Source organism: Streptomyces sp. NPDC019443 (assembly GCF_044389785.1).
In the GTDB taxonomy this organism is placed as follows: Bacteria; Actinomycetota; Actinomycetes; order Streptomycetales; family Streptomycetaceae; genus Streptomyces.
Map to the genome: position 1 here is coordinate 545,212 of NZ_JBIRYJ010000002.1, position 12,059 is coordinate 557,270.

Annotated in this window: 17 protein-coding genes; 8 read left to right on the forward strand and 9 right to left on the reverse strand. The window is 64.9% G+C overall.

The window, feature by feature from the left end:
- Positions 1-140: 140 nt before the first annotated feature.
- Entirely contained in the window at positions 141-671 is a 531-nt protein-coding gene (locus ACH492_RS08750; RefSeq protein WP_398984236.1) for a flavoprotein, read from the reverse strand.
- Between the two features lie 29 nt (positions 672-700).
- Complete coding sequence (locus tag ACH492_RS08755; protein ID WP_398984238.1) at positions 701-1,252, reverse strand: hypothetical protein; 552 nt, start codon at positions 1,250-1,252, stop codon at positions 701-703.
- A 418-nt stretch (positions 1,253-1,670) separates the two neighbouring features.
- Here ACH492_RS08755 and ACH492_RS08760 point away from each other — a divergent pair, with 418 nt between their 5' ends.
- Together ACH492_RS08760 and ACH492_RS08765 are read left to right on the forward strand one after the other, a co-directional pair.
- On the forward strand, positions 1,671-2,132 hold the full coding sequence (locus ACH492_RS08760) for a hypothetical protein (protein WP_398984240.1): 462 nt from the start codon (positions 1,671-1,673) through the stop codon (positions 2,130-2,132).
- A gap of 773 nt (positions 2,133-2,905) precedes the next feature.
- A complete protein-coding gene (locus ACH492_RS08765; RefSeq protein ID WP_398984242.1) occupies positions 2,906-3,145 on the forward strand; it encodes a hypothetical protein in 240 nt (79 codons plus the stop codon).
- A gap of 810 nt (positions 3,146-3,955) precedes the next feature.
- Here ACH492_RS08765 and ACH492_RS08770 read toward each other — a convergent pair.
- The 4 genes from ACH492_RS08770 to ACH492_RS08785 all read right to left on the reverse strand — a co-directional run bounded on the left by ACH492_RS08770 (position 3,956) and on the right by ACH492_RS08785 (position 5,760).
- Positions 3,956-4,252 (reverse strand): GYD domain-containing protein, encoded by a 297-nt coding sequence (locus ACH492_RS08770; RefSeq protein WP_398984245.1) that lies wholly within the window; start codon positions 4,250-4,252, stop codon positions 3,956-3,958.
- A 40-nt stretch (positions 4,253-4,292) separates the two neighbouring features.
- A complete protein-coding gene (locus ACH492_RS08775) occupies positions 4,293-4,721 on the reverse strand; it encodes a YciI family protein (RefSeq protein WP_398984247.1) in 429 nt (142 codons plus the stop codon).
- 50 nt (positions 4,722-4,771) lie between these two features.
- Positions 4,772-5,098: a DUF427 domain-containing protein gene (locus tag ACH492_RS08780; RefSeq protein ID WP_398984250.1), complete on the reverse strand. Its 327-nt coding sequence runs from the start codon at positions 5,096-5,098 to the stop codon at positions 4,772-4,774.
- 212 nt (positions 5,099-5,310) lie between these two features.
- Positions 5,311-5,760, reverse strand: a complete 450-nt coding sequence (locus ACH492_RS08785) for a MauE/DoxX family redox-associated membrane protein (protein ID WP_398984252.1) — start codon at positions 5,758-5,760, stop codon at positions 5,311-5,313.
- A 117-nt stretch (positions 5,761-5,877) separates the two neighbouring features.
- On the opposite strand from ACH492_RS08785, the gene ACH492_RS08790 reads away from it, so the two are divergent.
- The 3 genes from ACH492_RS08790 to ACH492_RS08800 are packed head-to-tail and all read left to right on the forward strand — an operon-like array spanning position 5,878 to position 7,549.
- Complete coding sequence (locus tag ACH492_RS08790) at positions 5,878-6,669, forward strand: DUF3179 domain-containing protein (protein ID WP_398984254.1); 792 nt, start codon at positions 5,878-5,880, stop codon at positions 6,667-6,669.
- Entirely contained in the window at positions 6,627-6,908 is a 282-nt protein-coding gene (locus ACH492_RS08795; protein ID WP_398984255.1) for a DUF3179 domain-containing (seleno)protein, read from the forward strand. Before ACH492_RS08790 ends, ACH492_RS08795 begins: the two co-directional genes overlap by 43 nt.
- A complete protein-coding gene (locus ACH492_RS08800) occupies positions 6,905-7,549 on the forward strand; it encodes a hypothetical protein (protein ID WP_398984257.1) in 645 nt (214 codons plus the stop codon). The genes ACH492_RS08795 and ACH492_RS08800 overlap by 4 nt, the downstream gene beginning before the upstream one ends.
- Here the strand turns inward: ACH492_RS08800 and ACH492_RS08805 are convergent.
- Genes ACH492_RS08805 through ACH492_RS08815 form a run of 3 tightly spaced genes read right to left on the reverse strand, consistent with a single transcriptional unit; the run spans position 7,534 to position 8,625 of the window.
- Positions 7,534-7,725, reverse strand: coding sequence for a hypothetical protein (locus ACH492_RS08805; RefSeq protein ID WP_398984259.1), 192 nt, complete (start codon positions 7,723-7,725; stop codon positions 7,534-7,536). The two genes, ACH492_RS08800 and ACH492_RS08805, sit on opposite strands and share 16 nt — an antisense overlap.
- 25 nt (positions 7,726-7,750) lie before the next feature.
- Positions 7,751-8,326, reverse strand: a complete 576-nt coding sequence (locus ACH492_RS08810) for an SRPBCC family protein (protein ID WP_398984261.1) — start codon at positions 8,324-8,326, stop codon at positions 7,751-7,753.
- Positions 8,323-8,625, reverse strand: coding sequence for a DUF427 domain-containing protein (locus ACH492_RS08815; RefSeq protein WP_398984263.1), 303 nt, complete (start codon positions 8,623-8,625; stop codon positions 8,323-8,325). Before ACH492_RS08815 ends, ACH492_RS08810 begins: the two co-directional genes overlap by 4 nt.
- A gap of 158 nt (positions 8,626-8,783) precedes the next feature.
- Here ACH492_RS08815 and ACH492_RS08820 point away from each other — a divergent pair, with 158 nt between their 5' ends.
- The 3 genes from ACH492_RS08820 to ACH492_RS08830 all read left to right on the forward strand — a co-directional run bounded on the left by ACH492_RS08820 (position 8,784) and on the right by ACH492_RS08830 (position 12,055).
- Positions 8,784-9,098, forward strand: a complete 315-nt coding sequence (locus ACH492_RS08820; RefSeq protein ID WP_398984265.1) for an alkylmercury lyase — start codon at positions 8,784-8,786, stop codon at positions 9,096-9,098.
- 1,132 nt (positions 9,099-10,230) lie between these two features.
- A complete protein-coding gene (locus ACH492_RS08825; protein WP_398984267.1) occupies positions 10,231-11,142 on the forward strand; it encodes a hypothetical protein in 912 nt (303 codons plus the stop codon).
- Positions 11,143-11,263: 121 nt separating this feature from the next.
- The gene (locus ACH492_RS08830; protein WP_398984269.1) at positions 11,264-12,055 is read left to right on the forward strand and encodes a TIGR04255 family protein; all 792 of its coding nucleotides are present in this window, start codon (positions 11,264-11,266) and stop codon (positions 12,053-12,055) included.
- The last annotated feature ends 4 nt before the right edge of the window (positions 12,056-12,059 follow it).

A 12,059-nucleotide genomic window follows, 5' to 3' on the forward strand; every position in this document is an offset into this window, starting at 1 on the left:
CGGCGGGAGTCATGCCTCCCGGATCGACGCTGTACTGAGTGGTCCCTGTCATGCCTTGAGCATGTTGCCCGGAACGGAAGAGGACCCGGACAGTTTGTCCGGGTCCTCTTTCCTTGCAGGTCAGGCGGGTTGACGATCCGTCATTGAGTGACTGCGTCCACCGCCTGCAGCAATGCCGCCCACGGGAGTTCACGAGCCGAAGGTGCCTCACGCGGCTCGAACAGGGGCCACACTTCTGGCCCGTAGACGAGATGGACCCCACCTGCCCGCAGGGTGTCCATGTGACGCTCCCATGCCGGGTGACGGGCGTGCGCCGCGTTCACCCGAGGGAAGACGATGACGGGCAAGCCAATGGTCCCGATTGCTTCGCCAACCTGCGTCAACGCCTGATTGTCCATGAGGCCGGTGGCCAGTTTGGCGACCATGTTGGCCGAGGCGGGAGCTACGACGTAGCAGTCAACCGGTGGGTGCGGCCGCGCTTCTTCGGGAAGCCGCGGTTCATCTCGTACGGGCAGGCCGGTCACCGTCTCCAGCCTGTCAACCTCGCCGCTCTTCCGCAGCCACTGGCCAGCGGTCGGCGTCAGCGTTACGGCCACCTGCCAGCCACGTTCCATCGCAGGCTCGACCAGCCCAGTGCGGAGCGCTTCCACTCCGTCGGCCGCCGAACCCACGATTCCGAGAACTCCGCGCTTCCCAGTACTCACTGCACCGCCCTGCATCGTTGGGCCATCACGAACACCTCGGACGAGCGAGAGCCCGCAGTCACAGGCGACTGCTTGGTCAGATCACGCAGCGTCTCGCGCACTCTGGGATTGTTGCGCACGAGCTGCGGCGACGTGCGTTCGGCCGTGCGCAGTTCTGCAAAGGCATCGTCACCGTGTCCCGCGAGTGAGAGCGCGCGAGCGAAGTCGATCCGGTGGGAGACGCTGCGCTCCTGAGGCATGTGATCCACGTTGAGACGGCCGTGTTCCACCACGTACGAGACGTTGTCGAGGTCCAGCTCGATGGACAGGCGGTGCAGGACCACATTCGTCGGCCCGAACGTCGTGTGCCAGTAGTTCTCATCCGAGCCAAGGTCGTCCGCAAGTTCTTCGGCGCGGTTCAAGAGGCGGGTGGCAGTAGCGCGGTCCTGGTGCCGCGCTGCGGCGACAGCGGCCCGAAGGTGAATCATGCCGAGCAGGCTCAGTGCGGCCGGATCGTTCTCCGCTACTCGCGGGGACAGCCAGGTCGCCGTGGCGTCTCCCAGCTGCATCGCAGCCTCATAACGGCCGTTGGCAAGCAGAGCGTGTGTCCCTGAACGTGCCGCCGTACTGCCTCCTGGCGAGTAGGGGCCTGCTTCACCGTACCGAGACGGCGGCAGAGCGGACAGACGGTCTCTGACCTGGCTGCTTCACCCGATGGTGAAAGGTGCGATACGGAAAGACCCGGACGGAGTGTCCGGGTCTGCGATGGCTACAGCGGTTGGTGCCTCAGCTGTCCAACCAATCGGACAGCAAAGAGACGGCCTGTCCGGGGTGTCCGCGTACAGGCGACTTAATCACCCTTTTCTATGGATGCTTCAGCTCGTCAGCAAAGCCGTCCCCCGGCGGTCGTTACAGCTGGCCACGCATGTAGGCTCCTTGCCACCTGCGCTCGCCGGGTGAAGTAGTTGTGAACGAAGAGGAGTTGTGATGCGTCTTAATCAGCTGGCCAAAATAGCCACAGTGGCCGCGACCACTGTCAGTGCGGCAGTTCTCGCGATCGGTCCTGCCGCCGCTGCACCAACTTGGCAGCCCTGGGTGAAGACGGACGACTCCGTGTGCGGGGGCACTGAGCACCATGTGGTTTCCACCAAGGTCCTCTTCCAGACCTGCATGGTCATCAACTACAGCAACTACACCGCGCAGCCGGTGCTGGTCGTGCGAAACAATGCCAGTGTAAGTATCACGATGAAGAGTGGATATACACACTCGAACTGGGGCGGTTCCAACACCTACTGCTACGACAAGGTGCTAGCAGCCGGTCAAGTCCTTGCCTGCTACGGCGAATCAGCGCCATACATTGACGGCGAAAACATCTCGTGGGGCGGATTCACGTACAACGGGCAGTCAGACAAGACCCTGAACCTGAGCCAGTACCTGGTCAGACCGTAAGACTCAAGTGCTGCAGTGGGTAGCGACCGAAGCATGGGGCACGCCGCATATTCGCATATCACGACACGCGTGACTAACGCCTCACCTGCGGCAAAAAGTAGAACGGGTCCGGTTCCCCTGAGAGGGAACCGGACCCTGCTCGCGCTGGACTCGAACCCAGCAGAAGTCGAATCCATGATCGGATTGCTTCGGGACTCAGCGAAGCGTGGCCCGCAACTCATCGGGGGTCGGAGGCTCAGGATCACGAACGGGATGGCCGATTCGGATGACCAATTAGGGCGGAAGCGATCAACGAAGTCCGTGAAGTGCTCCGCAGATACCGAGAATCGGAAGGCTTCAGCCGGATCTGATGGCGGCTGTCAGCCCACCAGATCTCAAACTCGGCAACCGTGCCTTCCGCCGGCCAGCCCTCACTCTGTTTCGGTAGCATCAGGACGTCGACGAAGCCTCCGACGCTCAGGCCAATGTCCACAAAGATCCCGATCGCACCGGGTCGAGAACCCTTCACGACTGTGCCCTCAAAAACCTGTCCGAAGCGCAGGCCCCTCCGGATCCGAGACCACTCGGCATCTGTCACCACGGACGAATCATCGCATCATCTTCCGGATCGGTGAGTGCCTGTCACGATGGAGATATGCCGAAGCCTGGAATCCCCTGCCGCGCCACGCTGATACCGAACTGCAGCACCGTGAAAGCCCACAGCACCGCCTACGAGGAAGCCAAGGCGAGCGAGATGGTCTTCGTGTGCATTGCTCGTCAGGGGCGGGTCGAAGGTGGAGCTCGATGCCATGTCGACGTCCCAACACGTTGTCCCGAACGAGGCTGCCGCCGTCATCGAGGGCGCGGTAACCAAGCTGGTCGCTACCGGTGTTGCCGGTGACGGCGCCGCTGTTGGCCCCGACTACATTTCTCTGTCAAAGATCGAGAGCGAAGAGAGGGCTCGGGAACTCGCCGCGATATTTCACGCTGCGATGTACGGACTCCAGCAGCCCCTTCAGATCGCCATCCCATAGGCACCGAGCAACGGGTCGATCAACTGCTGACAGGGGACACAGGGGCGGATTGCTAGTGACGGGCGTGCCGAACCGTTCCGGAAGTGTCCCAGCTGTCCGACTGTCCGGTTAAGGCTCTGACCAGCAACAACGAACCGGACAGTCAAAACGGGAGCTGTCCGGGCTGTCCGGTTACAGATGGCTGCAACACCCCGGGATGTTGCAGCGCGTCAGCGAAGCTGACCCCGATAGGTCGCAGGTGCCGAAGGCGCCTTCCGATGGAAGCATGTAACACCAACTGACACACAACGGGGTCGTACTGCAGCGCACAACCACGGACGTTCAGGGACTGTTTCGCCAGCTCAGACTCGTACCGGGCTCAGCTCAGCTCCATGATCGGATTACTTCGGGACGAAGCAGTCGAGGGCTCTCAATCGGCAACCACGAGTGAGTAGCGAGTGAGTTGGGCACCGGTCCAAGCCTGGTCAAGCGTTCTCGCAGCTGAGGTGGGTAGCCGAGCCTCATAGAGCTACGCCCTCCGGAGCCGTGTGCGCAGGTTCGAATCCTGCCGGGGGCACCCTGCATGAGGTGCCCCAAGACCCCGCCATCAGCGCTTTAGCTGAAGACGGGGTCTTGGCGTATGTGCAGCCGTATGCCACTCGAAGCGGCCGTATGTCGGGGTCCGTGAACTATTCGTGGACAGGAAAGCCGGTCATCGGCACAGGTCGGCCCACGACATGGCGAAGCCCCGGGACAGATCCAGGGGCTTCAGAGTGTCCCGCCCTGGGCGGTCACTCGTACTCGGGAAACGGGTCCTCGATCTGAAAAGCCTCAGCCCGTGGCTTTGGCGATGATGCGGTCCATCTCCTCCCGGCCGAAGGCCCGCAGGGTGGAGGTGCGGACGTTGCCCAACCCGGCGACCTGCAGGAGCACCGCAGTGGCGGTCTCGTCATCGGGCGCCTCTACGACGGCCACCATGTCGTACGGACCGACTGTCCAGTAGAGGTTCAGGACCTTCACCCCCAGCTTCTGTGCCGCTGCGGCGAAGGCCTCGGCGCGCTGCGAGGTGTCCTTGTAGCCCCGGACTCCCTGATCGGTCCAGTTCAGCAACGAGACATACGTCGGCATGGTCTTCCACCTCTGTGAAGGAGACACAACACATCGTCGATCAATTCTGAGCACAATGCGCGTAATGCGCATTTAGGAGCACGCCGGACGAGTGATACGAGCGATCAGCGATCGAACTCGTCAAGCGGTGGCCAGCTCGCCGACACGAACCAAGGTGATGACGGCAGCGCTGACGGCACGAGGGCGGACGGCGCTCGATCGGCGCCTTGATGGCGTCGGTGACCTTCGACGCCCAGGCGATCGCGGCGTCCAGGTCCGGGGCCTCGATGATGTAGAAGCCGCCGAGGTGTTCCCTCGACTCCGCGAAGGGGCCGTCCGTGGTCAGCACCTTGCCGTCGGACATGCGCACAACGGTGGCAGTGTCGGGTCCGTGCAGGCGGCCGGAGAAGACCCAGGCGCCGGCCGACTTCATCTCCTGCTCGATGATGCCGACTTGCTTGTGGGACTGCTGCATCTCCTCGTCGGTCATCGGGGGGCGGGCCTCGCCCTCGACGCTGTGGACGGACAACAGGTAGTGCGTCATGGTGATGCTCCTCGTGATGGGCAGGCACTTCCTGCCTCACCCCCACTACGAACGGGCCGCGGCTCAAATCGACACGAGCATTCAAGAGAAGCTCGTGTAATCAAGAAAGCTCGGTCACCGCACATGCCAGTGAGTCGCTGACGGGCCTTGCCCCAGGCGCCGACTGCGCTGCCCTTCACCGGTTCCTGTGTGCCTTCCACGACCACTCCCCGCAGGAACGCCACGTGTTCCTTGATCTTCCTGGCCAGAGGGCTCGGCCTCGGGTAGGACCAGGCGGCATACCGGTTGGTCAGCCCACCGACCGGCTTACTGCCCGGCACCACGGCGGGCCCGGTAGCGCAGGAGGCGGACGACAGCGGTAAGCACCATCACCGTGCCGACGGCGATCAGCCACGCATTGCGCCGCGAAACGCCGACGGCGACGGCCACCCTTCCGCCACGAGCAGTGGGCCCGCGCAGGACAGCAATTTCAGCAGCCCCCGACCGATTGCGGCCGGCATGCCGCGCAGACCGGAGGGTTCGCGGGATTCGGACATCAGGCATCGGCCTCCTCCCTCACGTCCGGGCACTCGGCAGGTGCGGCAGGGCGCCTGCGTGCCCCGCGCAGAAGCAGCCCCGCGTAGAGCAGCAGGAGTGCGTCCTGGGCGAGTACGAACCAGCTCAGCCGCTGGGTCAGGTACATGCCGAAGCAGCCGCAGTTGGCCACCGTGAGCCCGCGTGCGTACGCCTGCACGGCCAGCAGCGCCCACACGACCGCGAGTCCCGTGAACACCCACACCGGGACCCTCGCGCGGGACCGCGGGCGAGCCAGAAACCAGACCCCGCACACCAGCTCGCCCACGATCAGTGCCACGGCGAGCGCGGTCGCACCCGAGCCGGCGACCAGCCCGTACTCGGCCAGAATCCCGGGCATGTGCCCGAAGGAGGCGAGCTGCCCGGCCGCCATCGCGGCGTACAGCGCGCCCAGCACGATCCGCAGCACCATGCCCCCACGCTATTGCTGGGGCGAGGCCGAGAACTGTAAGCGCGCTCACCGAACGGGCACTCGCTGCGCGGGACCATCGGGAGTGTGGGAACCGTGTTCCGAAGCGGGTGATGCACGGTGAACGGTCAGCGGCAGCCCAGGCGGGCCCGGCGGCAGGTCATCAAGGGCGCCGGCGTAATCGGGGGAGTCGTCGTCCTGCTCGTGGGCGGGGGCGTGATTGGCTGGCAGGCCATCTCGGACCGCCCGTCCGAGCCAGTGACAGCCGTGCAGCCCGGGCAGGATCCGTCGCTGGAAGCGCTGGCCGGTGCGGCGGTCTCCGGCGGGCCGGGCAAGGACGGAATCCCCTCTGTCGACCGGCCGCGGTTCGTCCCGGCTCGCGACGCGGACTTCCTCGCCGACGACGATCCTGTGTTCGGACTGGAGTACCGTGGCGAGGTCCGGGCCTACCCGCAGCTTGTGCTGGTGTGGCACGAGGTCGTCAACGACACCGTGGGCGGCGAGCCGCTGGCCGTCACCTACTGTCCGCTGACCGGCACGGTGATCGGGTTCTCCGCTCCGCCCGGCACGCAGGAGCTGACGTTCGGCACCACAGGCCGGCTGGTCAACTCCAACCTGCTGATGTACGACCGTGAGACCGGCTCGGAGTGGCCGCAGCTGCTCGGCATGGCGGTCAGCGGTCCGCTCAAGGGCACGCGGCTGGACACCGTCCCGTTGGTGTGGACGACGTGGAAGGAGTGGCGGGCCGCGCATCCCGACACCCGCGTGCTGTCCACCGACACCGGCGCGCTTCGCAGTTATGGCAGTGATCCGTACGGCTCCTATCCGGACCGCAGCGGCTACTACGTTGGGGTCGCCCGTTCTTCCCGGTGCTGGCCACCAGCGACCGCTTCCCCGACAAGGACGTGGTGATCGGCGTGCGGGTCGGCGAGAAGCGGCTGGCGATCCACAAGGACCTCGTCCGCACAGCTGGAACCGTGCGCGCCGAGATCGCGGGCACGCAGCTCGAAGCGCGCTGGGACGACAAGCTTGACACCGCCCGGGTCCTCCAGCGCGTCGGCGGCGTCGATCGGTGGGAGCCCGCCGACTTCCTCGACTCCATGTGGTTCGCCTGGTACGCGTTCTACCCGAACACCCAGGTGCGGCAATGAAGATGCTACTGGCGGGCCTCGCCAGGACCGGTGATGCCTGGGACGCCTCGGTCGCCGCCACCGCGGCCACCCCTCGCATCGTGCGTACCGCCCTCGCCGTACGCCGCCACCGTCGGATCGGGCTGTTCGCCGCTGCCGTCGTGCTGGTGGCGTACCTGCTCTCCATCGGTGATCTCGCGGTGTCGGCCTCCGGCCGCTTCACTGGCGTCCCCGTGTTCCAGACCGATTGGGAGCAACTGTTCCAGGCCCGGGCGCCGTACCTGTTCGAGCCGGTGCTCGCGCTGCACCCGAGTTCATACGTGGAGGTGTTCCTCAGCCCGCTCAACCTGCTGCTCGGCGCGATCGTGGCTGCGCTGGTCGGCTGCAATGCCGCGATCGCCGGGCTCGCGGCGCGGCAAGGGACTTCCTGCCGACGGACCAGATACGCGCGGCTGCTCGGCGTGCTGCCGGCGTTCCTGCTCGGATTCGCCTGCTGCGTACCGACCTTCCTGCTCGTCCTCGGCGCCGGCACCGCCGCCGCGCTCCTGCCGGTACTGATCCCGCTCCGCCCGGTGTTCTACCCGCTCACGCTGGTGGTGCTCATCAGCACGCTGGTGTGGGGCGCATCACGGATCGACGTGCCCACTCATCGCCCGGGCTGATCACGTCCGGCTGGTGGCGGCAGCCAGCAGAACACCGCGCACCTGAGCGCCCGGACCAGCCGGTCACCCACCCGATGCCGCAATGATGGCGAGCCGGTGGAAGCGGCAGTCTCGGCCGCGTCCGCGGGCAGATCTGCCAGCAGCGGGGCCAGCTCATCCTCTGTATGAGCGGCCACAGCCCGCTCGACACGATCCTCGAACTCACCGGCGGGCCGCGCGCCGTTCGGCCTCCTCCTTGACCGATGTCAGCGACGCCGCGACTGTGTCCTCCCAGCGTCTGGCGACCAGCTGCCCCCAGCGTTGCCCGACCGCCCACAGGTCGGTGCCCAGCTCTCCCTCGTACACCAGGCGCGTACCCGACGCGTGAATGGTGAGGACGAACGCTTCGACAACATGCGGCACCGGCCCGCGCACCAGACGGAAGTCGATGCGCTCGGGCCGGGTGAAGCGGACCGTCTCGACCGTGACGGCCGTCCACCGGCCGCCCACGGGGGTGGAGTGGGCCGCGAGCACCATGTCGCTTCCGCGCTCCAGCACTTGGACCTTCTCCCGCATGGCCCGGGTGGACCGCCCCAGATACGGCTGAGCGATCACCTCGAAAACGACCTCCCGGGGAGCCGCGATATCCACGGTCTGCGGCCCGAGCCGCCTGATACGCCGGCCCACTCCCAGGTCGACAGGCAGCGCGCCGGAGACCAGCCCGGCATAGCCACCGACGGCAACAGCTGCGGCCCCCACCGTCCAGGCACCCGCCCGGACCAGGCGACGGCCGGTCACGGCGCGTTCTCCGGCTCGCCCTCGACCCTCACGCTCTGCCAGAACGCGACATGGTTCTTGATCCGGCGCGCGAGGGGGCTCGGGTGCGGGTAGTACCAGGCCGCGTTCGGGTTGGTCCGCCCGTCGACGGTGACGGTGTAGTACCGGGCGAGCCCCTTCCAGAAGCACAACGACCGAGTGCGACTCTCGGTGAAGTACTGGCGGTGCAGCGCCTCGGCCGGGAAGTAGTGATTGCCCTCGACTATCACGGTGCGCGGGGTTTCCGCGATCACCGTGCCGTTCCATACAGCCCGCAGCATGGCCATGCTCCTCGTCGTGCCTCGGTTGAGACCTGCCTCGTATTGCCACGCTATGCACGACAGTTCCACGGTTTCGGTGACCGCGCTCACGGTTCTCTGCAGGAGGAGATCTACCGTGGCCATTACAAGGCCAACCCGCAGCGCCCCAGAGGAAGATCATGGAACTCACTGTGCTCGCGGTGCCGGACTGCCCGAACGTTGAGGCGATGCTGCAGTGCCTGGAGCAGGTGGCACCAGACGATGCCGCCCGGATTGACGTGCTGGTGATCACCGACCAGGTCCAGGCGGCCCGGCATGGCATGCATGGATCCCCGACCCTGCTGATCAACGGCACCGACCCCTTCGCCGCGCCGAACGCCACCGCCAGCGTGTCGTGCCGGATCTACCGCGACGCCGACGGGCGTGCCGCCGGCGCCCCCAGCATTGAACAGCTCAGAGAAGCTCTCCAGCACGCACACCAGGCTGAGCACTGAGGCGCCCGGCCCGATGTCCCCTCGTGACGAGGTTCAGGGCCGCCGGGTGCGTTGGCTCGCCGCGAAGCCGCGCGTGCCAAGCCGGAATCTGCGACGTTGGCGACGGAGGGAGCGCCAGGTTTCCGCTCACACCTGCTCGCCGCTACAGCTTCGCTGCCGCCTCGCCAGGTCCCGCCTGCAGTGCGCGACGCCGGGGCAGCGTGCGGGCCAGTTCGTCGACCGGCCTGTCGCCGGGTGAGTGTTCCAGCGGGGCGCGGTGCACCGCTTATCGCTGGTCTGGCGCGAGGCCCGCACCTACGACTTGCGACACTCGGCCTTGTCCATCTGGCTGTGCGCGGGCGCGGACCCCGCCGAAGTCGCCCAGCCGACCGGGCTAGAGCGTCGAGGTCCTCCTTTCCCTCAACAACCAACGCATCGAAGGCCCGTTGCGCGCGTACGACCAGCTGCCTGAGGTGGATCAGTACCGTCCGGGCCGAAACGGTGACGACCTACGAAACCGTGTGTGTTTCGTGTCACTGTCAGACGCATTTCGCAGGTCAATGGCGGTTTCCGCGAAGCAGCGCCGTGAGGATCTGCGGTTCGAATCACGGTTGGGTTCTTAGGCCGAGCGCGGCCATCGAATGCCAATTGAAAGGCACCTGACCAGCACAAATATCTCAACAGAAGGGAATAGCCACAGCGTTCGGGTCGTCGAGCGGCTCGAAAAGAGCAACGGTCAAAAGACCGTGTGCGTTTTGGCGTGGACGCAAAAAACCCTGATCTGCATTCCTGCAGGTCAGGGTCTTGATCCGGAGTGCCCCCGGCAGGATTCGAACCTGCGCACACGGCTCCGGAGGGCATTGGTCGCTAGCAGGTGTCGTGCTTCTGACCTGCGCGAATGGCATTCCGTTGGCAAGCGGGCTTGGTACTCACACACTCCTCACGCGAACAACCTGCTGTGACCCAGGCGTGGTCGATTCGAACTCTCGTCGCTGAGATGTGAGTCAGGCGAGGCCCTGCCTGCGTGATCATGATCTGGCGCAGTGTCAGGTATACGCGGAGGTCCAGTATCGTGACTGCCCGTACTCCTTGAACGAACAAGGGGGCTAGTGCCAACTCCGCTGCGGAGTTGCCTGACAGGCCGGGGGGCCAGATGGCTAGCTTCGTCGATGATGGGTTGCCGCGGACGCGTGACGGCTGGCCCGAAGGCGTGCTGAGCGCTCTGGAGGAGCTGACGCAAGGCGATGTGGTTCCGTGCCCTCAACTCGTCTTTCATGGCAGCCCTGCATGCCCTGTCACGCGGACCAGCAGGGATTACGCGCTTGACCATGAGGGCGACATGCCCATGCAGGTGGACGAGGAGGATTCTCCTCGGTGGGCGCTGATCACGTCGGGCACGTGTGACCTTGCAGAAGCCGATGCAGCGCTTCCACTGAAACCCTTCGTACAGCTCTCCCCGATCGTGGATCTGTCGGCCGTGGATGGCGGCAAGAGGAAACTCGTGCGCGAAGGCAAGTACAACTACCTGTTGCACGTCCCGCGGCTCACCGAGCATGCCGCTGGCTTCTGGGTCGCTGACCTGAGGATCGAGTATCCGGTTGAGAAAGGCTGGCTGGCGAGGCAGAAGCCTCTCAAGGGCTTCACTAGCGAGCATGAGCAGGAAGTGGTGGGGCGTGCCATCGCCTGGTTGCGTGAGCGCCCGGCCATGGGCCGCGCCTTCATCGACTTCGTGGCGCGCCCACTACGCACGCTGCTGGGGGAGTTGCGGGCAGGCGAGCCCGAGGCGGCGCAAGCGATGGACGACGAGATCGCTGAGTGGGCGGTATCCGTGGACAGCCGGCTGAATCCTCGGCGGGTAGAGGTCATCTTGCTCTCCGATGGAAGCGATCCCAGTGCTGCGACGCAGCGATGGTGGCGGGAAGCTGTAGACCGCCTGCGGGAGAGCGCGGGCGACGGCCTCGCCATCCTTGGACCTCGCTTCGAACGCCTCGATCAATTGTCCGTGAGTGACTATCGACGGCTGACGGCGTTGGCCAAGCCGCATCAGAAGTTTAGCAATGAGTGAGCAAAGTTCACTTTAAGTTATCTCGTCTACTGATGTTGCGGTTGACAGTCAGCCGACTTGGGCGGGACAGTCTGGAGTGCAGGTTTGTGAAAGTTAGCCTGGGGGGCCTGGTGGAGAAGCTATGCACGGTGCAGGGGTGCAAGTGATGGGTTGGCTTACGCGCGAGCCGGAAGATCGGCGGCTCAGTCGCCCCCCCGTAGTGTTGGTCGTCTGCCAAGTTAGACACGAGACGGAGTATGCAGCTAGCGACGCGGCCAGGGCCCTCAAGGTCAAGGCGGCCCTCGACTGGCCCACAGAGCTGACAGAAAACGTGGTCCAGGGCCTCAACCTCGCAGTTGCGCATGGAACGGGCCTAACCGCTTCGCAGACCCCCGCCGTCCGTGGCTGGCAGCTCAAGACGCCCGATGGGCGTTGGACCGTTTCACTTCAGCCTGATCACTTTGCCCTCGAAACGGTTGCCTACAACGGATGGAGTGAGTTTCGAGAGCGCTTGGAGCAACTGGCGGCCGCAGTGGGAGAGCATGTGGCGCCGGCATTGGAGCATCGAATCGGGTTGAGGTATGTCAATCAGATCACGCATCCTGATGTGAAAGCACCACTTGACTGGCGCAAGTTCATCAGCGAAGAACTATTCCAAGAAAAGCTCTACGAGGGCCTGGGAGACGGCTTCCGCGCGGCCATGCAAGTTGTGGAAGTACTCCCTTCTGCGCATCAAAGTTTGGTGATTCGTCATGGACTGCAGCTTGGGCAGGGTAATGGGCTGACCTACGTCCTGGATAATGACTCTGCTCGCCAGGGCTCACGCTCATTTGATGTGCAATCCATTCTGAATTCCGTGGAGAAACTGCATCTGAATTCTCTCCGCGCATTTGAAATGGAGACAACAGAAGTGCTGCGCAGCTACTACGCCTAGGGGG

Excerpts from the sequence above, each read along its gene's own strand:
- ACH492_RS08755 (WP_398984238.1), bottom strand. The coding sequence starts at position 1,252 with ATGCAGCTGGGAGACGCCACGGCGACCTGGCTGTCCCCGCGAGTAGCG.
- ACH492_RS08760 (WP_398984240.1), top strand. The coding sequence starts at position 1,671 with ATGCGTCTTAATCAGCTGGCCAAAATAGCCACAGTGGCCGCGACCACT.
- ACH492_RS08770 (WP_398984245.1), bottom strand. The coding sequence starts at position 4,252 with ATGCCGACGTATGTCTCGTTGCTGAACTGGACCGATCAGGGAGTCCGG.
- ACH492_RS08775 (WP_398984247.1), bottom strand. The coding sequence starts at position 4,721 with ATGACCGACGAGGAGATGCAGCAGTCCCACAAGCAAGTCGGCATCATC.
- ACH492_RS08785 (WP_398984252.1), bottom strand. The coding sequence starts at position 5,760 with ATGGTGCTGCGGATCGTGCTGGGCGCGCTGTACGCCGCGATGGCGGCC.
- ACH492_RS08800 (WP_398984257.1), top strand. The coding sequence starts at position 6,905 with ATGAAGATGCTACTGGCGGGCCTCGCCAGGACCGGTGATGCCTGGGAC.
- ACH492_RS08815 (WP_398984263.1), bottom strand. The coding sequence starts at position 8,625 with ATGCTGCGGGCTGTATGGAACGGCACGGTGATCGCGGAAACCCCGCGC.
- ACH492_RS08820 (WP_398984265.1), top strand. The coding sequence starts at position 8,784 with ATGGAACTCACTGTGCTCGCGGTGCCGGACTGCCCGAACGTTGAGGCG.
- ACH492_RS08825 (WP_398984267.1), top strand. The coding sequence starts at position 10,231 with ATGGCTAGCTTCGTCGATGATGGGTTGCCGCGGACGCGTGACGGCTGG.
- ACH492_RS08830 (WP_398984269.1), top strand. The coding sequence starts at position 11,264 with ATGCACGGTGCAGGGGTGCAAGTGATGGGTTGGCTTACGCGCGAGCCG.